At 68.5% G+C, this 21,494-nt stretch carries 23 protein-coding genes and 2 tRNA genes; 9 read left to right on the top strand and 16 right to left on the bottom strand.

Annotated features, from left to right (window positions below):
- Positions 1-7: 7 nt before the first annotated feature.
- A complete protein-coding gene (locus ACSVC7_RS19090) occupies positions 8-160 on the bottom strand; it encodes a hypothetical protein (protein WP_448206074.1) in 153 nt (50 codons plus the stop codon).
- 226 nt (positions 161-386) lie between these two features.
- Between ACSVC7_RS19090 and ACSVC7_RS19085 the strand changes: the two genes are divergently transcribed.
- Both ACSVC7_RS19085 and ACSVC7_RS19080 read left to right on the top strand, forming a co-directional pair.
- A complete protein-coding gene (locus tag ACSVC7_RS19085; protein ID WP_448206073.1) occupies positions 387-1,391 on the top strand; it encodes an MBL fold metallo-hydrolase in 1,005 nt (334 codons plus the stop codon).
- Between the two features lie 114 nt (positions 1,392-1,505).
- Positions 1,506-1,712: a hypothetical protein gene (locus tag ACSVC7_RS19080; RefSeq protein ID WP_448206072.1), complete on the top strand. Its 207-nt coding sequence runs from the start codon at positions 1,506-1,508 to the stop codon at positions 1,710-1,712.
- 9 nt (positions 1,713-1,721) lie between these two features.
- On the opposite strand, the gene ACSVC7_RS19075 is transcribed toward ACSVC7_RS19080, so the two are convergent.
- On the bottom strand, positions 1,722-2,300 hold the full coding sequence (locus ACSVC7_RS19075) for a hypothetical protein (protein ID WP_448206071.1): 579 nt from the start codon (positions 2,298-2,300) through the stop codon (positions 1,722-1,724).
- A gap of 192 nt (positions 2,301-2,492) precedes the next feature.
- Here ACSVC7_RS19075 and ACSVC7_RS19070 point away from each other — a divergent pair.
- From ACSVC7_RS19070 to otnI, 3 genes are all read left to right on the top strand, one after another.
- A tRNA-Asn gene (locus tag ACSVC7_RS19070) sits at positions 2,493-2,568 on the top strand.
- A gap of 4 nt (positions 2,569-2,572) precedes the next feature.
- Positions 2,573-2,649 (top strand) — tRNA-Asp (locus tag ACSVC7_RS19065).
- 57 nt (positions 2,650-2,706) lie between these two features.
- Positions 2,707-3,492 carry a 2-oxo-tetronate isomerase gene (otnI, locus tag ACSVC7_RS19060; protein WP_448206070.1) on the top strand — a complete coding sequence of 262 codons (786 nt, stop codon included), beginning with the start codon at positions 2,707-2,709 and terminating at the stop codon, positions 3,490-3,492.
- Positions 3,493-3,516: 24 nt separating this feature from the next.
- On the opposite strand, the gene ACSVC7_RS19055 is transcribed toward otnI, so the two are convergent.
- From ACSVC7_RS19055 to ACSVC7_RS19040, 4 genes are all read right to left on the bottom strand, one after another.
- Positions 3,517-3,906, bottom strand: coding sequence for a hypothetical protein (locus ACSVC7_RS19055; RefSeq protein ID WP_448206069.1), 390 nt, complete (start codon positions 3,904-3,906; stop codon positions 3,517-3,519).
- A gap of 11 nt (positions 3,907-3,917) precedes the next feature.
- A complete protein-coding gene (locus ACSVC7_RS19050) occupies positions 3,918-4,457 on the bottom strand; it encodes a hypothetical protein (RefSeq protein ID WP_448206068.1) in 540 nt (179 codons plus the stop codon).
- Between the two features lie 59 nt (positions 4,458-4,516).
- A complete protein-coding gene (locus tag ACSVC7_RS19045; RefSeq protein WP_448206067.1) occupies positions 4,517-5,248 on the bottom strand; it encodes a phosphatase PAP2 family protein in 732 nt (243 codons plus the stop codon).
- Positions 5,249-5,396: 148 nt separating this feature from the next.
- Positions 5,397-5,597 (bottom strand): hypothetical protein, encoded by a 201-nt coding sequence (locus ACSVC7_RS19040; protein ID WP_448206066.1) that lies wholly within the window; start codon positions 5,595-5,597, stop codon positions 5,397-5,399.
- 231 nt (positions 5,598-5,828) lie between these two features.
- Here ACSVC7_RS19040 and ahcY point away from each other — a divergent pair, with 231 nt between their 5' ends.
- Positions 5,829-7,133, top strand: coding sequence for an adenosylhomocysteinase (gene ahcY, locus ACSVC7_RS19035; protein ID WP_448206065.1), 1,305 nt, complete (start codon positions 5,829-5,831; stop codon positions 7,131-7,133).
- A 185-nt stretch (positions 7,134-7,318) separates the two neighbouring features.
- On the opposite strand, the gene ACSVC7_RS19030 is transcribed toward ahcY, so the two are convergent.
- The 5 genes from ACSVC7_RS19030 to ACSVC7_RS19010 form a co-directional block, all read right to left on the bottom strand.
- On the bottom strand, positions 7,319-7,909 hold the full coding sequence (locus ACSVC7_RS19030) for a hypothetical protein (RefSeq protein ID WP_448206064.1): 591 nt from the start codon (positions 7,907-7,909) through the stop codon (positions 7,319-7,321).
- A 92-nt stretch (positions 7,910-8,001) separates the two neighbouring features.
- Entirely contained in the window at positions 8,002-8,952 is a 951-nt protein-coding gene (locus ACSVC7_RS19025) for an Hsp33 family molecular chaperone (RefSeq protein ID WP_448206096.1), read from the bottom strand.
- A gap of 37 nt (positions 8,953-8,989) precedes the next feature.
- The gene (gene argF, locus ACSVC7_RS19020) at positions 8,990-9,904 is read right to left on the bottom strand and encodes an ornithine carbamoyltransferase (RefSeq protein WP_448206063.1); all 915 of its coding nucleotides are present in this window, start codon (positions 9,902-9,904) and stop codon (positions 8,990-8,992) included.
- Positions 9,904-11,058: an aspartate aminotransferase family protein gene (locus ACSVC7_RS19015; RefSeq protein WP_483508522.1), complete on the bottom strand. Its 1,155-nt coding sequence runs from the start codon at positions 11,056-11,058 to the stop codon at positions 9,904-9,906. Before ACSVC7_RS19015 ends, argF begins: the two co-directional genes overlap by 1 nt.
- A 131-nt stretch (positions 11,059-11,189) precedes the next feature.
- Positions 11,190-11,993 (bottom strand): ABC transporter permease, encoded by an 804-nt coding sequence (locus ACSVC7_RS19010; protein ID WP_448206061.1) that lies wholly within the window; start codon positions 11,991-11,993, stop codon positions 11,190-11,192.
- 80 nt (positions 11,994-12,073) lie between these two features.
- On the opposite strand from ACSVC7_RS19010, the gene ACSVC7_RS19005 reads away from it, so the two are divergent.
- Both ACSVC7_RS19005 and ACSVC7_RS19000 read left to right on the top strand, forming a co-directional pair.
- Complete coding sequence (locus tag ACSVC7_RS19005; protein ID WP_448206060.1) at positions 12,074-12,634, top strand: regulatory protein RecX; 561 nt, start codon at positions 12,074-12,076, stop codon at positions 12,632-12,634.
- 62 nt (positions 12,635-12,696) lie between these two features.
- Positions 12,697-13,464, top strand: a complete 768-nt coding sequence (locus ACSVC7_RS19000) for a hypothetical protein (protein WP_448206059.1) — start codon at positions 12,697-12,699, stop codon at positions 13,462-13,464.
- A 297-nt stretch (positions 13,465-13,761) separates the two neighbouring features.
- Here the strand turns inward: ACSVC7_RS19000 and rpmB are convergent, their stop codons facing one another.
- From rpmB to ACSVC7_RS18975, 5 genes are all read right to left on the bottom strand, one after another.
- Positions 13,762-14,061 (bottom strand): 50S ribosomal protein L28, encoded by a 300-nt coding sequence (gene rpmB, locus ACSVC7_RS18995; protein ID WP_448206058.1) that lies wholly within the window; start codon positions 14,059-14,061, stop codon positions 13,762-13,764.
- Positions 14,062-14,223: 162 nt separating this feature from the next.
- Positions 14,224-15,009, bottom strand: coding sequence for a phasin family protein (locus ACSVC7_RS18990; protein ID WP_448206057.1), 786 nt, complete (start codon positions 15,007-15,009; stop codon positions 14,224-14,226).
- Between the two features lie 196 nt (positions 15,010-15,205).
- Positions 15,206-16,213, bottom strand: a complete 1,008-nt coding sequence (meaB, locus tag ACSVC7_RS18985) for a methylmalonyl Co-A mutase-associated GTPase MeaB (protein ID WP_448206056.1) — start codon at positions 16,211-16,213, stop codon at positions 15,206-15,208.
- 98 nt (positions 16,214-16,311) lie between these two features.
- Positions 16,312-16,875: a biliverdin-producing heme oxygenase gene (locus tag ACSVC7_RS18980; protein WP_448206055.1), complete on the bottom strand. Its 564-nt coding sequence runs from the start codon at positions 16,873-16,875 to the stop codon at positions 16,312-16,314.
- Between the two features lie 46 nt (positions 16,876-16,921).
- A complete protein-coding gene (locus ACSVC7_RS18975) occupies positions 16,922-18,781 on the bottom strand; it encodes an ABCB family ABC transporter ATP-binding protein/permease (protein WP_448206054.1) in 1,860 nt (619 codons plus the stop codon).
- 214 nt (positions 18,782-18,995) lie between these two features.
- On the opposite strand from ACSVC7_RS18975, the gene ACSVC7_RS18970 reads away from it, so the two are divergent.
- Positions 18,996-21,437, top strand: coding sequence for a methyl-accepting chemotaxis protein (locus ACSVC7_RS18970; protein ID WP_448206053.1), 2,442 nt, complete (start codon positions 18,996-18,998; stop codon positions 21,435-21,437).
- Positions 21,438-21,494: the final 57 nt, after the last annotated feature.

The raw sequence follows: 21,494 nt of genomic DNA, 5'->3' as shown, positions 1-21,494 counted from the left end.
CAGCCGCTCAGCGGGTGGTGATGGCCTTGTAGACCAGATAGACGGGGGTGGCGTGGAACCAGGCGGTCACGAACTCGCGCACGACCTGGGCGGCAGTGGGCTGGGCAACGGCGGGCTGGACGCGTTCGGTGCCGATCTGGGAGAAGGTCGAGCTGTTCATGGTGATCTCCATCGTTCGCTGATGAGAGGACTATACACTGGTATACCAAATACCCTATGCGCTGTTATTGCATGGCGGCACGGCAAAAACGCAACGCTTTCAATGCTTTATTATCGTACTTTCCGTTCTGCGCACAGTTTTCCCCGCAACCTTTTATGCCATTTGGCCGCACGCGCCGGACGGATAAGGTCTAGCCACGGCGCCCGTCCACCCCCACCTTTCGGCCATGCCCCGCGACGATTCCCACACCCCGTTTCCCGCCGTCCCGTCCGACCACTGGGACGGCAAGCGCTTCTTCAACCCGCACGCGGATACCGACAAGGGCCTGCGCGACCTGTGGGGCCTCTACAAGGCCTCGAAGAAGGCCCCGCGCTGGACGCCGCCCCCACCGGTGCAGCCGGGCGTCCCGCCCATTCCGTCGCTCGCGGTGGGCGAGGTGGCACTGACCTTCATCGGGCACGTCACCTTTCTGATCCAGGTCGGCGGCGCCACCTTCCTGACCGACCCGGTCTTCTCCGACCACGCCGGGCCGTTCGGGCGGTTGGGGCCGAAGCGGGCGCGGGCGCCGGCGGTGCGGATGGACGACCTGCCGCCGGTGGACGCCGTCCTGCTCAGCCACAATCACTACGACCATCTCGACGCCCCGTCACTGCGCCGGCTGGCGCGCGAGCGCGGCGTGCCGCAGGCGGTGACGGGGCTCGGCAACGGGCGGGCGATGCGCCGGGCCGGCTTCGACGCGGTAAACGAGCTGGACTGGTGGGATGGGCTGGAGGGGCCGGAGGGCACGCGCATCACCTTCGTGCCGGCGCAGCACTGGTCGGCGCGCCGCCCCTTCGACCGGCGCAGGACGCTGTGGGGCGGATTCGTGATCGAGGCGCCGGGCGTCACCGTCTATTTCGCGGGTGACACCGGCTATTGCCCCCATTTCCGGCAGATCGCGGACCGCTTCGGCCCCATCGATGTCGCGCTGCTGCCCATCGGCGCCTACGAGCCGCGCTGGTTCATGGCCGCCCAGCACATGAACCCGATGGACGCCGTGCAGGCGCATCGGGACCTGCAAGCGCGGCAGAGCGTCGCGATGCACTTCGGCACCTTCCAGCTGACCCCGGAATCCATCGACGCGCCGGCCGGGGACCTCGATGCGGCGATGGCCGAACTGGCCGTAGATTCTAAGCGTTTCGTCGTGCCGGGCTTCGGCGAGACGCTGCGTTTCCGCCCCCGCTATATCTAGGGGCGAGGCACTTTCACCGCCCGATATATGGCGCAAGAGTCATTGCCGGGAGCGAGTCCGAAGGGGTACGCAGAGGTAGGACGCAACCACCACCTACGGCGGAGCCCGGCGAGAATGCAGTTGGAAATCAATGCCTTCGTCAGTTCGCTCAGCGGCGAATCGGACTACGACATGCGGGCGCTGGACCGCGTGCGGGACACGGTCCGGTCATTGGCCGAAAGCCTGGCAGACTTGAACCTCGGCATCATCCTGGAGTTGCGGGACGTGCAGCGGTCGCAGACCCTCGACCGCATCGTCAACGCCGACGCCCTGATCCGCTGAGCGGGTGTTCTACTTGCGCATGGGCCACGCCCGCCGTGCCAGGCGGGCATCCAAATCGTCGGCCTCCAGCGTCGGCTCGCCCTGGCTGCGCAGGACGAAGCTGAAGGTGTCCATGACCCGGTCGAGCACGATTTCCTGATCGTCGGGGCGACGGCTGACCGACACCACGGCATACCCCGCCGCCCGCGCCACCGACGCATCCCCGCGCAGGCCCCGCACGCCCCATCCGGCCAGCGCGGCCTTGCAGCGGAACAGCTCCACCGACAGGCCGGAGCCTCCCGTGGCGCCCTTCACCACATAGCAGGCGGCGACCGCCAGCGGGGCCAGCAGCCCGTCCCAATCCAGGCAGTCCTCCCGCGACACCCACATGCCGCCGACGGAGCAGGCGGCGGCCCCGATAGCCTCGCCCAGCCCGGCGCGGAAGGCGCGCAGGCCCTCCACCGCCTCCTCGGCCGCCATCGGTTCGGTCCGCACGCCGTCGGGCATCAGCAGCAGGCGCCCGGCCCACTCGGTGGAGGGGGGAAGCTGCTCGGTGAGGCGGGCGATCAGGGCCTCGCGTGCGGCGGCGAAGGGGACGACCTTGGACATGCGGACTGGGACCGGAAAAATGAGGACGGGGACCGGTTGCGGAAGGAAGCGAATGCCGGCGCCCCTGTCAACCGACGCGCGAGGGGTGGACGCCGTTGTCACGGGCCGGCCGGCACGCCTGAAAAAATCCGGTCACCCCTGTTCGATTTCGCTTGCCAGGGTCCGGGAACGGGCTTATAAGCCGGCCTCCGTTCCGGATTAGCTCAGTCGGTAGAGCAGCGGACTGTTAATCCGCGTGTCGCTGGTTCGAGTCCAGCATCCGGAGCCAAAACGCGGGTGTAGCTCAGTTGGTTAGAGCGCCGGCCTGTCACGCCGGAGGCCGCGGGTTCAAGTCCCGTCACTCGCGCCACTCTCTCTTCTCAATCCTCGCATAAGGCCGGGGAAGGCCAGAGGAGGAGTGACGATCATGGCGCGTCTCGCCGCCAACCTTTCCATGATGTTCACCGAGGTTCCGTTCCTCGACCGCTTCACTGCGGCCGCGGAGGCGGGTTTCCGCGCGGTGGAGTTCCTGTTCCCCTACGAATTCCCGGAAGCCGACCTCGCCCGCCGCAAGGCGGACAGCGGCGTTTCGGTCGCGCTGTTCAACCTGCACCCCGGCGACTGGGCCGCGGGCGAGCGGGGCCTCGCCTGCCTGCCCGACCGGGAGGTGGAGTTCGTGGAATCGGTGGAGCGTGCGCTGATCTACGCCGCGGCGCTGGACTGCCCCACCCTGCACGTCATGGCCGGCATTCCGCCGGAGGGCCTGAGCCGCAAGGACGCCCTGGCGCTGTATGCGGAGCGGCTGCGCCACGCCGCCCACCGCGCCGCCGACCACGACCGCACCGTCGTGATCGAGCCGCTGAACCACCGCGACATGCCCGGCTATCTGCTGCGCACCACGGACGAGGCCGCACAGGTGATCGAGGCGGTGGACCGCCCCAACCTGAAGCTCCAGTTCGACCTCTACCACGCGCAGATCATGGAAGGCGACCTGACGACGCGGCTGCGGCGGCTGGCCCCGCTGATCGGCCATGTCCAGATCGCCGGCGTCCCCGACCGGCACGAGCCCGACACGGGCGAGTGCGACCCGCACCACCTGCTGCGGGTGCTGGACGAGATCGGCTATCGCGGCTGGGTCGGCTGCGAATACCGGCCGAAGGCCGGCACGCTCGCCGGGCTCGGCTGGGCGCGGCGCTATCTGGGCCGCGCCTGACCGCCCGAATCAGAACGGATCGGGTCAGGACGGATCGGATGGGGATTCTTCGTCCGGCGTGGCTTTCTGCTCCGCCTGGATCAGGTCGACGATGCGCTTCAGCGCCTCGACCGGCAGCGGGCTGTCCATGGACAGGTCCTGGGCGAACTTGCGGATGAAGCCGATGGCGCGGCGCTTGGCCACGATGTCGACGTCGCCGGGCTGCGTCGGCTCCACCACCGGACCTTTGTAGAAGGACCCGCCGAAGCGCCAGGGCCGGCGGCCGTCCGCGCGCCACTCCGTCCCGTCGGACAGCACCATGCAGCGGTTGCCTTCGGTGAAGGCCTTGACGGTGGCGATCCGCTCCGGCCCGGACTGGCTGTTGTTGACCGTCACCTGATCCCCAACCTTGAACCAACGCTTGGCTTCGGTCATGCCGTTCTTCCTCAAGAGGTCCAGGTGGCGCGCGGCAGCGGTTCGCCCGCGCGCAGCGTCGCGGCGGCGAGTTCGGCTTCGCGCCGCTCCTCCACCGCGGCCTTCAGCCGCGATTTGGCGGTGGCGCGGCTGTCGGGCTCCGCCTCCGCCGCGGCAGCCCCCCGCGCGCCGTTCAGCGCGGCCAGGAAGCCGGTCGCCGAGCGCACCGCCTTACCAAGCGAGGCGGCCCCGAGCGGCGCGCCCATAAGGCGGCGGCGCGGCGGTTCGGCCGTTGCCGTGGGCGCCTTCGGGACGCGCTCGCCGAGGTTCGCTTCGACGCGCGCCATCTCGTTCGCGCGCAGGACGATGCGGGCGCGGAATTCGCTGTCGAGCGCGTCGAAGATGCGCTTGGCGTCTTCCAAGTCGCGCACGCGCGCCGATTCCACGGCCCGGCCGAGCGCGTCGGTCAGCAGCCGGAATTCCAGCACGCCGGGCACCCGCGCCTGCTCGACGGCGCGCATCAGCACGCCGACGGCTTGCAAGGTTTCGTGGTCGAGCCTGCCTTTGGACATCGATATGCTGTGCCGTCCGATAGAGATCACGACGGGATATCGGGTATGGCGAGTCTCGGTCAAGCCCGATCCGACTCGGGCTCCGCAGGGCTGCCTTGTTCGACCGCACCGCGACTTTGCAGCCACAGTGCAACCAGCCAGCACAGCGACGCCCAGGCGGCACCGACGCACCATCCGGCCAGCACGTCCGTCGGCCAATGGACGCCCAGATAGACGCGGCTGCTTCCGATCAGCAGCGTCAGCCCGATCGCCACCACCAGCACGTAGGCCTTCAGCCGGCGCCGGCCGACCAACCGCGCCAGCAAGGCGCCCAGCGTCAGGTAGACCACCGCCGAGATCAGCGCATGTCCGCTGGGGAAGCTTGCCGTGAACACGATGTCGCCGTGCGGCACGAGGTCCGGCCGGGGCCGTTCGAACTCGCTCTTCAGGAGCGAACTGATCGTCATCCCGCCCCCGACCGCCAGGAAGACCAGCAGCGCCGCCCCCCGTTTGCGCAGCAGCAGCAGGAACCCCAGCGTCAGCAGCGTGATCAGGGACAGGACCGCGATGCTGCCCAGCGCCGTGATGTCGCGCGCGGCGTTCTGCAGCCACCCCGGACCCAGCGGCGTCGCCGGGTCGCCGGCCACCCGCAGGGCGAGCAGGATCGCCCGGTCGAAGGAGACGGTCTCGCCCTCCATCACCTCACCGGCGAGGAGCCCGAAGGACAGGATCAGCCCGGCAGCGACCGCCATGCCGATCAGGAGCATCAGTTCATGCCGGCCGATCCGGGTCCAGAAGCCTTCGCGCACCATTGGGGGCTCGTGTCGTTCCCTGCCAGCCGTACGGGTCAGTGCCTCTCAACAACACAAAGGCCAAAAGATCAGACGATCAAAGGAAAAGTTTTTCCCCTTCCCTTTCGATCTTCTGCGCTTTGTGTTTACCGGAAACACTCCCCCTCTTTCAGTGTTCCGCCCAAAGCCGCTCCGCAACCGCGCAATCCGGCCCACCAGGGCACACCGGATCCCGCTCGCCGGATGCTTCGGCCCCCGACCGAGCCCTCGGACGGTTGGCCGCGCGGCGGCGCAGGCGTGCGATGTCGCCCTCGCTCAGAACCTGCCGGACGCTCATCACCGGGTCTTGTCCGCCGAACACCGCCAGCATGGGGCCTCCCCGCCTCGCTTGCCTTTACCCTTAGGTGAAGTATGGGCATGAGCAGGGCGGGTTTGAACCCCCCACGGCGGCGATCATGGCGGCGATTTAGCGCAACGGATACCCCACAAACATAAAGATATCTTTATGCTTGCGCGGAAGCGGACGCGCTGCTACACCATGGCCGCAGAAGCGGGCCGGCGTGCCCGCCCAATCGTCTTTGCTGTCCAGGAGACAAGCCCCATGGCCGCGCCCGCCAACTTCACCGACTACAAGGTCAAGGACATCAGCCTCGCCGAGTGGGGCCGCAAGGAAATCACCATCGCCGAGACCGAGATGCCGGGCCTGATGGCGCTGCGCGAAGAGTTCGGCGATGCCAAGCCGCTGAAGGGCGCCCGCATCGTCGGCTGCCTGCACATGACCATCCAGACCGCCGTGCTGATCGAGACGCTGACCGCTCTCGGCGCGACCGTCCGCTGGTCCTCGTGCAACATCTTCTCGACCCAGGACCAGGCCGCCGCCGCCATCGCCGCCGCCGGCATCCCGGTCTTCGCCTGGAAGGGCGAGACGGAGGAGGAGTTCTGGTGGTGCATCGAGCAGACCCTGCGTGGTCCGGACGGCTGGACCCCGAACATGATCCTGGACGACGGCGGCGACGTCACCCAGATCATGCACGACAAGTATCCGGAGATGCTGAACGACGTGCGCGGCCTGTCGGAGGAGACCACCACCGGCGTGCACCGTCTGTATGAGATGATGAAGAAGGGCACCCTCAAGGTTCCCGCCATCAACGTCAACGACAGCGTCACCAAGTCGAAGTTCGACAACCTCTATGGCTGCCGCGAGTCGCTGGTCGACGGCATCAAGCGCGCCACCGACGTGATGGTGGCCGGCAAGGTCGCCGTGGTCGCCGGCTACGGCGACGTGGGCAAGGGCTCGGCCGCCTCGCTGCGCTCGCAGGGCGCGCGCGTCCTGGTCACCGAGATCGACCCGATCAACGCCCTCCAGGCTGCCATGGAAGGCTATCAGGTCATCACGATGGACGAGGCCGCTTCGCTGGGCGACATCTTCGTCACCGCGACCGGCAACGTGGACGTCATCACGCTGGACCACATGCGCCAGATGAAGGACCGCGCCATCGTCTGCAACATCGGCCACTTCGACAGCGAGATCCAGATCGAGGCTCTGCGCAACTACAAGTGGGAAGAGGTCAAGCCGCAGGTTGACGAGGTCGTCTTCCCCGACGGCAAGCGCCTGATCGTCCTGGCCCAGGGCCGCCTGGTGAACCTGGGCTGCGCCACCGGCCACCCGAGCTTCGTGATGAGCGCCAGCTTCACCAACCAGGTGCTGGCCCAGATCGAGCTTTGGAACAACCATAAGAACTACGAGCGCCAGGTCTATGTGCTGCCGAAGCACCTGGACGAGAAGGTCGCCCGTCTGCACCTGGACAAGATCGGCGCCAAGCTGACCACGCTGACGGCCAAGCAGGCCGAGTACATCGGCGTGAAGGCCGAAGGCCCGTTCAAGCCGGACCACTACCGCTACTAATCGGCTCCCCCCTCCGATGTGCGAAGGGCCGCCCCACGGGGCGGCCCTTTTGCGTTGGGGGCTGTTCTGCCCCCTCCCCGACCCTCCCCCGCTGCGCGGGAGAGGGGGCTTTGGGCAAAGCGGCGGTAGTCCCCTCTCCCGCGCAGCGGGGGAGGGTTAGGGTGGGGGCAAGCGCATCCCGACGCTTACCGCCGCACCATCGCCCCCAGATCCTTCCGAATCCCCGCATCCAGCCGCGCGTTCAGGTCGTCCATCATGCGGCGGGTGATCTCCTGGAAGGTCGCCTCGCGGTCGGCGAGCGAGATGTTTTCCGGCACGGTGGTCGAATGGGTCACCGTCGCCTTGGTCATGCCGCGGAAGCTGGTCTCGCCCGGCACCTCGCCGCTGACCTCCACCTCGATCCGGCCGTCGTAGCGCTGGGCCTGGTCGTTGGTGAAATAGCCCTTCACGCCGCCGGTCTTCGCCAGCTGCGTTTCGATGATGCTGGCGTCGCGGATGGTGACGCGCACGCGGCCCGGACCGCCCCCGGCCTGAAGCCGTTCGCTGGCCCAGCGGCGGACCGCCTCGGCCGGCGGCACGGCGGCGCGCTGTTCGACATGGGTGCCACCGCTCGGGCGGTGGGCGTCGACCACGTCGATGCTGCCCGCGTTCAGCACGATCGGGCCGAAGTTGGAAAAGTCGATGGGCCGGGGCGCCGGACGCGGCGGCGTGCTCTGGCAGGCCGACAGAGCCAGCGCGGCAAAGCCGGCGGCGAGGACGAAACGGCGGGAGGGCATGATCGCTCCGGTTGGACAAGAAAAAACGGCGCGGCACTATAGCCGCGCCGTTCCCGGAGCGCATTCGGAACCTGCAACGGTCAGGGTTGCGGTCAGGGTTGCGGGTTGCCGTAGACCCGGTCCAGATCGGCGTCGTCGAAATGGTAGGCGGTCGAGCAGAACTGGCAGACCACCTCGACGCGGCCGTCGTCGATCTTGAGGGTCTGCACCTCGGTCCGCGGCAGGCGGGACAGCATGTCCGACACCCGCTCGCGCGAGCAACGGCAGCCGAAGCGCAGGGCCTTGGGCTGCCAGACGCGCACGCCGTCCTCGTGGAACAGGCGGAACAGCAGGTCACTGGCCGGCAGGTCCGGATCCAGAAGCTCGTCGCCGGTGGTGCTGGACAGCAGGACCATGGCGCGGCGCCACGCGTCCTCGTCGCCGGAGCCCAGCACCTGTTCCGTCGCCTCCTGGGGCAGACGCTGCACCATGATGCCGCCGGCCCGCCAGGCGCCCTTGCTGCCGTCCGGCAGGGTTTCCTGGTCGACCGAGACGGTCAGGCCGGTGTCGATCTGCTCCGACTGGCGGAAGTAGTGCTGCACGCAGTCGGCCAGCGTCTTGCCGTACAGCTCGACGATGCCCTGATAGCGTTCGGTGTTCGGCCCCTGGTCCACGGTGAAGGCGATGTGGCCCTTGCCGAGCAGGGCCGGCGCCGGGGCGATGGCGATGTCGTCGGCGGCCTTCTGCAGCGCGGCCTCGTCGAACTGGGCGTAGGCGCGGATGTCGCCGACGGAGGTGATGTCGGCGACCATCAAGCTGATCGGCCCGTCGCCCTTGGTCTGCAGCGTGAAGATGCCGTCGTACTTCAGCATGCTGGACAGCAGCATGGCGAGCGTCATCGTCTCCGCCAGGAAGCGGGCGACCGGCTCCGGGTAGGCGTGGCGGGTCAGGATTTCGTCCAGCGCGGGGCCGAGCTTCACCATGCGGCCGCGCAGGCGCGACGCCTCGATCTGGAACGGCAGAACGAGGTCGTCGCTGATCGGTTGGACGGAAGGATCGTCCATCATGTCCTCAAGTTTCGAGCAAACAGGCAGAATGCTCTTAGATAGTGGCTCCGAGGCACCATGCCAGGACCGCCTTCTGGGCGTGCAGGCGATTTTCCGCCTCGTCCCACACCACGGAGTGCCGCCCGTCGATCACGCCGTCCGTCACCTCCTCCCCGCGGTGGGCGGGCAGGCAGTGCATGAACAGCGCGTCGGGATGGGCCAGCGCCATCAGCGCCTCGTTCACCTGGTAGGGGGCGAGCACGGCGGCCCGCTCGTCCACGTCGGTGTTGTGCATGGAGGCCCAGGCGTCGGTGATGATGCAGTCGGCGCCGCGCACGGCCTCCTCCGGCGATTCGGTCACCGTGATCCGGCCGCCCTCGCGGTTCACCCAGTCGAGCAGCGCCGCCGACGGGCCGTAGACCGACGGGCAGGCCATGCGGATTTCGAAGCCGAAGCGCACGGCGGCGTGCACCCAGCTGACGGCGACGTTGTTCGCGTCGCCGATCCAGGCCGCCACGCAGCCCTCGATGGGGCCGCGATGCTCCTCGTAGGTCAGCAGGTCGGCCATGATCTGGCAGGGGTGCGACTGGTCGGTCAGCCCGTTGATGATGGGGATCGAGGCGAACTCGGCCAGCTCGTGCACGCGCTCCTCGCCCATGGTGCGGACCATCACCGCGTCCACGTAGCGCGACAGCACGCGCGCGGTGTCGCCGATGGTCTCCCCGCGGCCGAGCTGCATGTCGTCGGGCTTCAGGACGACCACGTCGCCGCCGAGCTGGCGCATGCCGACCTCGAACGACACGCGGGTGCGGGTCGAGGGCTTTTCGAAGATCATCGCCAGCGTGCGGCCCGCGAACAGCGAGCGGTAGGCGGGGATGTCCTTCTTGATGGTGACGGCCATGTCCAGGATCTGCCGCAGCGTCGCCCTGTCCAGCCGGTCGATGTCGAGGAAATGCCGAACGTTGGCCATCACGCCATCTCCTTCGCGGTCTTGGAGAGGATGGCGATGGCCTCCTCGATTTCGGCGTCGCCGATGATCAGCGGCGGCAGCAGACGCATGACGTTGTCGCCGGCCGGAACGGCCAGAAGACCATTGTCCCGCGCCTTGGCGATGACGGAACCGAGTTCCGGTCCGCATTTCAGGCCCAGCATCAGGCCCACGCCCCGCACCTCGGTGAAGACCGCCGGATGATGGGCGACGAGATCCGCCAGGCGAGCCTTAAGAACGCCCGCGATGCGCTGCACGCCGTCAAGGAAGCCCGGCTCCAGCATCACGTCCAGCACGGCGTTGCCGACCGCCATGGCCAGCGGATTGCCGCCATAGGTCGAGCCGTGGGTGCCGAGCGTCATGCCGGACGCCGCCTTTTGGGTGGCGAGGCAGGCGCCGAACGGGAAACCACCGCCGATGCCCTTGGCCGACGCCATGACGTCCGGCGTGATGCCGGCCCATTCATGGGCGAACAGCTTGCCGGTGCGGCCCATGCCGGACTGGATTTCGTCCAGGAACAGCAGGAGGCCATGCTCGTCGCACAGCGCGCGCAGGCCCCGCAGGAACTCCACCGAAGCCGGGTGGATGCCGCCCTCGCCCTGGATGGGCTCGACGCAGATGCCGCCCGTCTCCTCGGTGATGGCGGCGCGCACGGCGTCCAGGTCACCGAAGGGCACGAGGTCGAAGCCGTCGAGCAACGGTCCGAAGCCCTTGATCAGCTTCTCCTGCTTGGCCGCCGAAATGGCGCCCAGCGTGCGGCCGTGGAAGGCATGCTCGAAGGTGATGATGCGGGTCTTGTTTTTGTTGCCGGCCTCGTAATGGTACTTGCGCACCAGCTTGGCGCCGCACTCCCACGCCTCCGCGCCCGAGTTCGTGAAGAACACGGTGTCGGCGAAGGTGACCTCGGTCAGGCGCTTGGCGAGGCTTTCCTGCCCCGCCACCCGGAACAGGTTGGAGGTGTGCCAGACCTTGTGGGCTTGATCGGTCAGAGCCTTGACCAGATGCGGATGCACATGGCCGAGCGCCGACACCGCCACTCCGGTGTGGAAATCCAGGAATCGTCGCCCGTCGGTCGCGTAGAGATACGGACCTTCGCCCCGCTCGAACACGATGTCGGCGCGGGCATACGTGGGCATAACGACCGGAATCACGGCAAAAGCCTCCAAATGAGGAACACCCGGCGGGCACCCCTGCCCGTCGGGGAAGCGGCAAATATCAAGAGATTGCCCGGTTCTGTCAACGGAATGGCGGCGCAGGCCGGGTGGAATCACGCCTTCAGCTTGTAGCCCGTCTTCAGCATGCGCCAGGCCAGCCACCACAGCGCGCCGTCCACCGCCGCCATCACCACCAGCCCGACCCCCAGCGTGCCGTCCGATCGGCCGATGAAGCCGTAGCGGAAGCCGTCGATCATGTAGAAGAACGGGTCGAAATGGGCGATCCACCAGAAGGTCGACGGCAGGTTCTCCACCGAATAGAAGGTGCCGGACAGGAAGGACAGCGGCGTCACCACGAAGTTGGTCACCGCCGCGATGTGGTCGAACTTCTCCGACCAGATGCCGCCGACCAGCCCCAGCAGGGACAGCAGCATGCAGGCCATCACCGCGTGGTAGATCACGAAGGCCGGGTGCGCCACATGCACCGGAACGAAGGCCCAGATCGCCAGCGCCGTAACCAGCCCGACGCACAGGCCGCGCGTCACCCCGCCCATCACGAAGCCGAAGGCCAACTCCAGCGGCGCCATGGGCGGCATCAGGATGTCGACGATGTTGCCCTGCACCTTGGCGATCACGACCGAGGAGGAGGTGTTGGCGAAGGAGTTCTGCGCCATCGCCATCATAATGAGGCCGGGCGCCAGGAATTCCAGGTACGGCACCGGCCCGATCATCCGCACCGCACCGCCCAGCGCCAGCGCGAAGACGGCGTAGAACAGCAGCGTGGTCACCACCGGAGCCCAAACGGTCTGCTGGTGCACCTTCAGGAACCGGCGCACCTCGCGCGCGTAGAGGGTCCACAGGCCGACCCAGTTGACGGCGCCGACGGTGCGGGGCATGGGAGGAAGAGGATGAGTCATCGGATCACAAATCACAGGGACGGCGGGGACTTTAGGACGCACCGCCCGTCCCGGCAACCGCCTCCGGACGGGAGACAGCCATGACGCGCGACTCGACCCCGGCCCGCAAGCCCCCCCGGCGCGTGACGCCGCAATATCTGGAGAACGCGGCGCTCCACTATCTGCAACGCTTCGCCAGCTCCTCGGCCAACCTGCGGCGCGTGCTGATGCGCAAGGTGGAACGCTCCGCCCAGGCGCACGGCACCGACCCGGCCGAGGGTGCGCGCTGGGTGGAGGAGCTGATCGCGCGCTACCAGCGCAGCGGCCTGCTGAACGACGCCGCCTACGCCGAGATGCGGGCGGCCAGCCTGCACCGCCGCGGAACCTCGACCCGCGCCATCCGCGAGAAGCTGGCCGCCAAGGGCATCGACCGCGACGAAGCCGACCGCGCGCTCGACACCCTGGACGAAGAGGTGGACGGCGACCTGAACCTGACCGCCGCCCTGGCGCTGGCCCGACGGCGCCGGCTCGGCCCCTACCGCCTGCCGGAGAAGCGGGCGGAGTTCCGCGACAAGGATCTGGCCGCGCTGGGCCGCGCCGGTTTCGCCTACGACATCGCCCGACGCGTGGTGGACGCGGAGGACCCCGATTCGGTCGAGTGAGGGCGGACCCATTCCCATACCCGCGCGTTGAAGGCCCCACGCAACATGAGGGGGGATGAACGATGCGGGCAAGCGGCGCGGGGGTCGCGGCGATGCTGGCGGCGGTGGCATTCTGTGCGGAGGCGCGCGCCGACGACGAGCACATGACGCTCTCCACCGAAATCCCCGTTACGGTCGAGGACGCCGCGGCCATCGAGAAGGGCAATGTGGACGTGCGGCTGCGCGGCTTTTACGACCGGGTGAAGGAGAATGGCGGGCGCAACCGCCTGACCTTCGATCCGGAGATCGAAGTCGGAGTCGCCGACGGCCTGTCCCTGAAGGCGAACCCCAGCTACCGGGTCGGCAACGCCGACGACGCGCAACGGGGCGACGTCCGCCTGTCGGCCGAATACAACATCCTGGCGCCGAAGGACGGCCGCCCGGGCTTCACCGTGGAGCCGCTGGTGAGCATCCCCTACGGCTCCGGCGACACGGCGACCGAGGCCGGGATCACCGCGCGGATGACGCAGCCGCTGGGCACGTCGAGCACCGCGCCGCGCCTGCACGTGAACCTGGGCTGGCGCCACCTGTTCGACCCGACCTCCGACCAGCGGGACAACCGCTTCCTGGCGGTGGCCGGCGTCAATGTCGCCGTGGCCCCCACCACGGCCATCGTCGTCGACGTGCTGCGCGAGCAATTGCAGGAGCGTGGCAAGGCCGACAACTTCGTCGAGGCCGGCCTGCGCCACATGGTCGCCGAGAAGACCGCGCTGGGCGTCGGCGTGGGCGTCGGCTTCGGCCCCGATTCGCCGCGCTACCGGGTGCTGTTCGGGTTGCAGCGGTCGTTCTGAGAGGGCACTTGCACCCTTCCCATGCTGCGCATGGGCCCCTTCCCTCCCCCGCTTCGCAGGAGAGGGAGTTTAGTCCCCTCTCCCGCGCAGCGGGGGAGGGTTAGGGAGGGGGCACCGCGCAACGACAAAACGCGCGCGAAACCGTGTGGTCTCGCGCGCGAAACTCTCAACCGGGATTCGGTGCAACCGAGAGTCGGAGTCGTCCTGGCTTGGGCTTTCAAGCCCGTCCGCGGAGACGAACCCTCCGCGGCAGCAACACCAGAAGGCCTGGGAGCCGGAACAGGCTCCCGACCGCAATCAGGCGGCGACGGCCTGCTTGTCCTGAGCCTTGGCGATGCGGCGCTTCAGACGGCGCGCATCGTCGCTCAGGACGGTGTCCTTCGCGTCGAGCAGGAAGGCGTCGAGACCACCCTTGTGCTCGATCGAACGGATCGCGTTGGTGGAGAGACGCAGACGCACCATCTGACCCAGAGAGTCGCTCAGCAGCGACGTTTCCTGCAGGTTCGGCTGGAAACGGCGGCGGGTCTTGTTGTTGGCGTGGCTGACGTTGTTGCCAAACTGCGTGCCCTTACCGGTCACGGAGCACCGACGTGCCATCGGACTGATCCTTTTTATAGCAAATGAAACCCGGTCCCGGGCAGCATTCCGCCCGAAGGAGGCGGCGTTATAGTCGAACAAGCGCGCGCCCGTCAAGAAAGGAAGAGACGGACGCGCGCCCGATCAACGGACCCCAGGCCGGTGGGGTCCGCGATCCCGAAATCACTCGGCGGCGGGGGCCGCGGCCTTCTTGTCCTCCGCCTTCACGTCAGCCTTGGGCGCCTCGGCTTTGGGAGCCGCTTCGACCTTCGGCGTTGCGACGGCAGGGGCCGCCGCGACCTTGGGAGCCTCGGCCTTCGGGGCGTCCGCCTTGGCAGCCGGAGCGGCGGGCGCCGGAGCCGCGGCGGCCTTCGGAGCCTCCACCTTCGGCGCGGGGGCCGGTGCGGCCGCCTTCGGGGCCTCGACCTTGGGCGCCTCGACCTTCGGGGCTTCAGCCTTCGGGGCGGCCTTGGCGGCGGGTGCCTTCTTGGGAGCGGGAGCGGCGGCCTTGGCGGCGGCCGGCTTCGCCGGGGCCTTCACCTCGGGCTTCGGTTCCGGCTTCGCCTCGGCCTTCGGCGCCACCGGGGCCGGGGCCGCCGGCTTCGGAGCGGCCGGGGCGGCAGCGGCCGCCGGAACAGGCGCCGCCTGCGGAATCAGCTCGGCCGTCAGTTCGGCGGCGATCTTGGAGGAAACGTCCAGCATCGTCTGGACCTGCCCGGTGACTTGGGCCTGGGTGACGCTCAGCCACTCGCGCTGGAGGGCGGCGAGGTCGGCGGCGTTGCGGACCTTGCCAAACTCGGAGGCGAGGCGGGTGGCTTCACCGACGCCGGTGGTCATGGTGTCGAACAGGCGGCGATAGCCGTCCTGCACCACCCCCGCCAGACGGGCGGAGCGGGCAGCCTGGGTCTCGGCCCCAGTCTTGGCGAGGGAACCGAGGGGGGCGAACATGGCTAGAAAATTGGCGGACATTCCCAAAGTCTCCCGAAAACGAATCGACGCAGGGGGCTGTGTCGGAAAGGTCGACCCCGGCGAAGATCCCAGGAGACTGCGGGCAAAACCATCGCCCAAGCGCCAGAAAGGCGCTCCTTTCCCGCCCAATTCACCATAGGCACGGGAATGACGCAGCGCAACAGAAAATGCTGCGTTGCAATATAAGCCGAAGGACCTACTCCACCGGCCGCCCGAGGAACCGCTCCAGCAGCGTGCGGGCCGCGGCGGTGGGGGTGATGGCGCCGCCGGTGACGCGCGCCTCCCACGCCGCCAGATCGGCGCGGACGTCCGGGTGGCCCTTGAAGGCCTCCACCAGCGTCTCGCGGATCTCGCTCCACAGCCAGGCGCGGGCCTGCTCGGCGCGGCGGGCGGCGCGGGCGCCGGAGGCCTCGGTGGCCGCCCGGTGATCGCCGATGGTCTCCCAGACCTTGTCGATGCCGCCCTTGTGGATGGCGGAGCAGCTCAGCACCGGCACGCGCCAGTCGCCGTGGCGCAGCAGCATCAGCGCGTGGCGGTAATCGGCGACCGTGTGCCGCGCCGTGGCGGCAAGGTCGCCGTCGGCCTTGTTGACGACCACCACGTCGGCCAGTTCCACGATGCCCTTCTTGATGCCCTGCAACTCGTCGCCGCCGGCCGGCAGCAGCAGCAGCATGAACAGGTCCACCATGTCGGCGACGGCCGTTTCCGACTGGCCGACGCCCACCGTCTCCACCACGATCACGTCGAAGCCCGCCGCCTCGCAGATCAGCATCGCCTCGCGCGTGCGCCGGGCCACGCCACCCAGCGTGGAGCCCGCCGGGGACGGGCGGATGAAGGCGTCCGCCTCGCGCGACAGGTCGACCATGCGCGTCTTGTCGCCGAGGATCGATCCGCCGGTGCGCTGCGACGTCGGATCGATGGCGAGCACCGCGATCTTGTGCCCCTGCCCGATCACATGCAGCCCAAACGCCTCGATGAAGGTGGACTTGCCCACCCCCGGCACGCCCGAGATGCCGACCCGCACCGAGTTGCCGGTGTGCGGCAGCAGCGCCTCCAGCAGCGCGTCGGCCTGGGCGCGGTGGTCGCGGCGGGTCGATTCGATGAGCGTGATGGCGCGGGCGAGCGCGCGGCGGTCACCACGGCGCACCGCGTCGGCCAGTGCTGCGGGGGTGTGGGCGGCGGAAGTCATGGCAGAGGTCGTCATGGGGTGAGAACCTAGCGGGCGCGGGCGGCGCGGTGAAGCCCCCTATGGAAAGGCTATGGAGAAGCTGTGTTGAAGCCCGCTTTGACGACGTGAATCCGTCAGCCCCGGACAGGCTCACGCACGCAACGGGCCAGCCAGACGTCCAGCGCGCCGAACAGGGCCACCGCCGCGTCGCAGGCCGCCGCGGTCGATTCGGGAGCCGCCAGCTCGCTTTCCAGCCGCGCGAGCAGTTCCTTCCACCGCCCGGCCATGTCGATGCCCGCCGACGCCAGGAAGCGCGCGCCGCGTTCCGCGTCGAACCCCAGCCGGTGCGTGACGTTCGGAAGCATGGCCCGCCCGCCATGGGCCGAGCCGTCCAGCACGTAGCGGGCGGCCAGCCGCGCCGGGTGGCTGTCCAGGGCCGGCAAATCGGTGGCGAGTGGCAGCGACTCGGCGTCCAGGCCAAGGTCGGCCAAGTCGGCGCGCAGCAGGTCCAGCCGCTCGGCGGAACCGCCCAGCGCTTGCTCAATTGGGGCGTTGAAGCCGTGCAGAGCGACCAGCGCGGCGCGGTAGCCATCCTCGGTGATGTCGGGGCTGGTCAGGGGGCGCAGGATCGCCGCCTTGTCCAGGCGGTCATGGATGTCCCGCGTCGCCGCGCGCAACGCCTGCCGTACCGGTCCCATGGAGTCATCCTTCTTGGGATTGGTGGAGGAAGTCTAACGGATTGGCTCAGGTCGGGGCGAGGACTTCGGGCACCGGCTCCGGCCCCTGCGAGGACTCCTGCTGGCGCGCCCACAAGGCGGCGTAGGCGCCGCCGCGGGCCAGAAGCTCGGCGTGCCGGCCGCGCTCGCTCACCCGCCCGGCCTCCAGCACCAGGATCTCGTCGGCGTCGATCACCGTGGACAGGCGGTGCGCGATGACCAGCGTGGTGCGCCCCCGGCTGACCTCGCGCAGGTTGGCCTGGATTTCCCGCTCCGTGTGGGTGTCCAGCGCGGAGGTCGCCTCGTCGAACAGCAGGATGCCGGGGTTCTTCAGGATGGTGCGGGCGATCGCCACGCGCTGCTTCTCGCCGCCGGACAGCTTCAGCCCGCGCTCCCCCACCGTGGTCTCGTAGCCGTCGGGCAGCGCCATGACGAAGTCGTGGATGTGGGCCAGCCGGGCCGCCTGCTCCACCTCCGCCGGGCTGGCGCCGGGGCTGCCGTAGGCGATGTTGTAGTAGACCGTGTCGTTGAACAGCACCGTGTCCTGCGGAACGATGCCAATGGCCGCGCGCAGGGACGACTGCGTCACGTCGCGGATGTCCTGCCCGTCGATCAGGATGCGCCCGTTCGACACGTCGTAGAACCGGAACAGCAGGCGCCCGATGGTCGATTTGCCGGCGCCGGACGGGCCGACGATGGCCACGGTCTTGCCCGCCGGCACGCTGAAGCTGACACCCTTCAGGATCGGCCGGCGCGGGTCGTAGCCGAACTCCACTCCCTCGAACCGCACCTCGCCGCCGGTCACGGACAGGGGGCGCGAACCGGGGGCGTCCGCCACCTCGCGGTCCACGGACAGCAGCTTCACCATCGATTCCAGGTCGGTCAGCGCCTGCTTGATCTCGCGGTAGACCACGCCGAAGAAGTTCAGCGGCTGGTAGAGCTGCAACAGGTAGGTGTTGACCAGCACGAAGTCGCCCAGCGTCATCGTGCCGTTCACGATGCCGCGCGCCGCCATGCCCATGACCACCGCGAGTCCCAGCGAAATGATCGCCGACTGGCCGATGTTCAGCAGCGAAAGGCTGCGCTGGCTCTTCACCGCCGCCCGCTCGTAGGAGGCCAGCGCCGCGTCGTATCGCCGCGCCTCGTGCTCCTCGTTGCCGAAATACTTCACCGTCTCGTAGTTCAGCAGGCTGTCGACAGCCTTGGTGTTGGCCTTGCTGTCGCTGTCGTTCAGGGCGCGGCGGAACTGGATGCGCCATTCCGACACGAAGAAGGTGTAGGCGATGTAGCCGAACACCGTGACGAAGGTCGCCAGCGCGAACCAGCCGTTGAACATCCGCCACAGGATCACGCAGACCAGCCCGATCTCCACCAGCGTCGGCACGATGGAGAACAGGGCATAGCGCAGCAGCGCCTCGATGGCGCGCGTGCCGCGCTCCAGCGACCGGGTCAGGCCGCCGGTCTGCCGCTCCAGGTGGAAGCGCAGCGACAGCGCGTGCAGGTGCCGGAAGACGGACAGCGCCACCTTCCGGATGGTCCGCTGGGCCACGTTGGCGAAGACCGCGTCGCGCAATTCCGCGAAGACCAGCGACATCACCCGCGCAAGGCCGTAGGCGACGATCAGCCCCAGCGGAATCGCCACCATCGGTCCGGCGCTGCCGGCGGTCAGCGCGTCCACTGCCCGCTTGTAGAAGATCGGCACATAGACGTTAGCCGCCTTGGCGCCGACCAGCAGCATCAGCGCCACCACCACGCGCACCCGGATTTCCAGCGAATCGCTGGGCCACAGATAGGGCAGCAGCGACCGCATCGCCGCCATGTCGCCGGTGCTGGACGCCGCCTCCGCGAAGGTCGGGGCTGGGCTGGCGGATGTGGAGCGGCGGCGCATGGGAAACGGTCTCGGTCGGTGAAGGAAGCGGAGGGGACGAATGCCCTAAACTGGGTACGGCGGGCGCTTGCGCAAAGGGCCGCAGGGGCATCCCGCATGGCTGCCCTGCACATCCCCGCGACAATCGAAGGGTATTGACGGAAATGTAAACAGACTTGAAACCATACCTGACCTATCATTCCGTGCGAAATCGCACGCCGGGATTCATCCGATCATGCAGAACGCCAGCTTTACCGGTCGCTTCAAGGTGGGGACCCGCATCTACACGGGCTTCCTGTTCGTCCTCGCGCTGCTCGTCCTCGTCGTGGTCGTCGGGGTCCGGGCGCTGTCCTCCACCGATGCGGAATTCGACCGCTACGTCAGCATCTCCGACAACTCGCTCCGCGTGGCCGAGTTGGAGGCCAAGGTGGCGGACATGCGGCGAAATGTCGTCAGCTACTCCTTCACCGGCGACGACGCCACGATCGACCGGGTGAAGGAGATCATGCGGGGGCTGGACCAGGAACTGCGCGTCGCCCGCGACGCCACGCTGGATCCGGGGCGCCGCGCGAATATGGACCGCATGATCCAATATTTCGCCAGCTATCAGGCCAACTTCAACAAGCTGGTCGATGTGCGCGAACGGCGCGACCGGCTGGTGGCCGAGCAGTTGAACCCCACGGGCGCCAAGGCCTCCGCCAACCTGGAACGGATCATGGCGACCGCCGCCGCCGACGGCGACCAGGAGGCCGCGGCGCTGACCGGCGCCGCGCAGGAAAAGCTGATGGCCGCCCGCATCGCCGCCCTGCGCTTCCTGACCGAGCCGAGCCAGAAGCTGGTGGACGAGGTGAAGGCCCGCAACGACGCCTTCAACGCCCTGATCCGCCCGCTGGCCGAACGGCTGCGCAACCCCGAGCGCAAGCGGCTGGCGCAGGAGGCCGACCAGCTCTCCGACCGCTATGTGGAGATCGTGGAGCAGGTCGCCACCGCCGTGATGGGGGCTCAGGATCTCGCTTTCAACGTCATGGCCAAGGAAGCGGCGGAGTTCGGCGATGCCGCCCGCAAGACGGTCGAGATGCAGACCCAGGCCCGCAAGGTCATGCATGACGAGATGCAGACGAACATGGAACGCACCATGTCCGTCGACATCACGCTGGCGATCATCGCCGTGCTGATCGGCGTCCTGGCGGCCTGGCTGGTGGCGCGGTCGATCGTGAAGCCGGTGGTGGCGATGACCGGAACGATGACCAACCTGGCGGCCGGCGACCTGACGGTGTCCATCCCGGCGCTGTCCAATCAGGACGAAATCGGCCAGATGGCCAAGGCGGTGGAGGTCTTCAAGGACAACGCCGTCGAGAAGAAGCGCATGGACGAGGCCGAGCGCGAACGGCTGGAAGCCGAACGCCGCGAGGACGAGGCCCAGCGCGCCCGCGAGAAGGCCATCGGCGAGGAGATCGCCACGCTGATCGACGCGGTGTCCAAGGGCGACCTGTCGCGCCGCCTCGATCTCGCGGACAAGGACGGCTTCTACAAGACCATGTCGGCGGGCATCAACCGCCTGACCGACACGGTGGAGAGCGTCATCGCCGACCTCGGCACCGTGCTCAGCGCGCTCGCCCAGGGCGACCTCAACAAGCGCGTCGAGCGCGATTACCAGGGCGCCTTCCAGACCCTCAAGACCGACGTCAACGCCACCTCCACCAAGCTCTCCGAAATCGTCGGGCAGATCACCCAGGCGGCGGAGACCATCGCCTCGGCGGCGTCCGAAGTGTCGCTGGGCTCCAGCGACCTCGCGGAGCGGACGGAGCAGCAGGCGTCCTCGCTGGAGGAGACGGCGGCGAGCATGGAGGAGCTGGGCGCCACCGTGCGCTCCAACGCCGACAATGCCCAGCGCGCCAACGGCATGGCGGTGGACGCCCGCGCGGCGGCCGAATCGGGCGGCGCTGTGGCCGGTTCGGCGATCGAGGCGATGAAGCGGATCGAGGACGCCAGCCGCAAGATCACCGACATCATCGGGGTGATCGACGAAATCGCCTTCCAGACCAACCTGCTGGCGCTGAACGCGGCGGTGGAGGCGGCGCGGGCCGGCGATGCGGGGCGCGGCTTCGCGGTGGTGGCGCAGGAGGTGCGCAACCTCGCCCAGCGCTCCGCCCAGGCATCGAAGGAGATCAAGAGCCTGATCCTGGACAGCGACAGCCAGGTGCGCGACGGTGTGGATCTGGTCAAGAAGGCCGGCGACGCCCTGGGCGGCATCGTGTCCGGCGTCCAGCAGGTTGCCGGCCTGATCGCCGAGATGGCGTCCGCCTCCAGCGAGCAGGCCGCGGCGCTGGACGAGATCAACGCCACCGTCGCCCAGATGGACGAGATGACCCAGAAGAACGCGGCGCTCGTCGAAGAAACCACGGCAGCCGCCCAGGCGATGACCGGGCAGGCCGCGGACCTGAAGACGCTGATCGGCTTCTTTAAGCTGGACCCGAGGATCCTCCAGGCCATGGCGGCCTCCGCCCCGGCGGCGTCCGCCCACCATCGAACCGCCGGACTGGCCAAGCCGTCGGCTGCCGGCCGGACGATTCGCGCCACCGCCAAGCCCGTTGCCAAGCCGGTCGCCAAATCCGCGGGCTCGGCCGCCGTCCTGAAGCGCAACACCAGCGAGGACGACGACTGGAAGGAGTTCTGATCGCTCCAGTCCCAACAACGCGAAAGGCCCCTCTTCCCGTCCGGAAGAGGGGCCTTT

Source organism: Azospirillum mesophilum, assembly GCF_053470405.2.
The sequence above is the reverse complement of the archived record's forward strand: the minus strand, read 5'-3'. Positions and strand labels throughout refer to the sequence as shown.

What these genes read in the sequence shown, in the direction of transcription:
- otnI (WP_448206070.1), top strand. Translation starts at nt 2,707, where the DNA reads ATGGCGCGTCTCGCCGCCAACCTTTCCATGATGTTCACCGAGGTTCCG.
- ACSVC7_RS18980 (WP_448206055.1), bottom strand. Translation starts at nt 16,875, where the DNA reads ATGGGACCGGTACGGCAGGCGTTGCGCGCGGCGACGCGGGACATCCAT.
- ACSVC7_RS19055 (WP_448206069.1), bottom strand. Translation starts at nt 3,906, where the DNA reads ATGACCGAAGCCAAGCGTTGGTTCAAGGTTGGGGATCAGGTGACGGTC.
- ACSVC7_RS18970 (WP_448206053.1), top strand. Translation starts at nt 18,996, where the DNA reads ATGCAGAACGCCAGCTTTACCGGTCGCTTCAAGGTGGGGACCCGCATC.
- rpmB (WP_448206058.1), bottom strand. Translation starts at nt 14,061, where the DNA reads ATGGCACGTCGGTGCTCCGTGACCGGTAAGGGCACGCAGTTTGGCAAC.
- ACSVC7_RS19010 (WP_448206061.1), bottom strand. Translation starts at nt 11,993, where the DNA reads ATGACTCATCCTCTTCCTCCCATGCCCCGCACCGTCGGCGCCGTCAAC.
- ACSVC7_RS19005 (WP_448206060.1), top strand. Translation starts at nt 12,074, where the DNA reads ATGACGCGCGACTCGACCCCGGCCCGCAAGCCCCCCCGGCGCGTGACG.
- ahcY (WP_448206065.1), top strand. Translation starts at nt 5,829, where the DNA reads ATGGCCGCGCCCGCCAACTTCACCGACTACAAGGTCAAGGACATCAGC.
- ACSVC7_RS19050 (WP_448206068.1), bottom strand. Translation starts at nt 4,457, where the DNA reads ATGTCCAAAGGCAGGCTCGACCACGAAACCTTGCAAGCCGTCGGCGTG.
- ACSVC7_RS19090 (WP_448206074.1), bottom strand. Translation starts at nt 160, where the DNA reads ATGAACAGCTCGACCTTCTCCCAGATCGGCACCGAACGCGTCCAGCCC.
- ACSVC7_RS19015 (WP_483508522.1), bottom strand. Translation starts at nt 11,058, where the DNA reads ATGCCCACGTATGCCCGCGCCGACATCGTGTTCGAGCGGGGCGAAGGT.
- ACSVC7_RS19045 (WP_448206067.1), bottom strand. Translation starts at nt 5,248, where the DNA reads ATGGTGCGCGAAGGCTTCTGGACCCGGATCGGCCGGCATGAACTGATG.
- ACSVC7_RS18990 (WP_448206057.1), bottom strand. Translation starts at nt 15,009, where the DNA reads ATGTCCGCCAATTTTCTAGCCATGTTCGCCCCCCTCGGTTCCCTCGCC.
- ACSVC7_RS19080 (WP_448206072.1), top strand. Translation starts at nt 1,506, where the DNA reads ATGCAGTTGGAAATCAATGCCTTCGTCAGTTCGCTCAGCGGCGAATCG.
- ACSVC7_RS19085 (WP_448206073.1), top strand. Translation starts at nt 387, where the DNA reads ATGCCCCGCGACGATTCCCACACCCCGTTTCCCGCCGTCCCGTCCGAC.
- ACSVC7_RS18975 (WP_448206054.1), bottom strand. Translation starts at nt 18,781, where the DNA reads ATGCGCCGCCGCTCCACATCCGCCAGCCCAGCCCCGACCTTCGCGGAG.
- ACSVC7_RS19030 (WP_448206064.1), bottom strand. Translation starts at nt 7,909, where the DNA reads ATGCCCTCCCGCCGTTTCGTCCTCGCCGCCGGCTTTGCCGCGCTGGCT.
- argF (WP_448206063.1), bottom strand. Translation starts at nt 9,904, where the DNA reads ATGGCCAACGTTCGGCATTTCCTCGACATCGACCGGCTGGACAGGGCG.
- ACSVC7_RS19075 (WP_448206071.1), bottom strand. Translation starts at nt 2,300, where the DNA reads ATGTCCAAGGTCGTCCCCTTCGCCGCCGCACGCGAGGCCCTGATCGCC.
- meaB (WP_448206056.1), bottom strand. Translation starts at nt 16,213, where the DNA reads ATGACGACCTCTGCCATGACTTCCGCCGCCCACACCCCCGCAGCACTG.
- ACSVC7_RS19000 (WP_448206059.1), top strand. Translation starts at nt 12,697, where the DNA reads ATGCGGGCAAGCGGCGCGGGGGTCGCGGCGATGCTGGCGGCGGTGGCA.
- ACSVC7_RS19025 (WP_448206096.1), bottom strand. Translation starts at nt 8,952, where the DNA reads ATGGACGATCCTTCCGTCCAACCGATCAGCGACGACCTCGTTCTGCCG.
- ACSVC7_RS19040 (WP_448206066.1), bottom strand. Translation starts at nt 5,597, where the DNA reads ATGCTGGCGGTGTTCGGCGGACAAGACCCGGTGATGAGCGTCCGGCAG.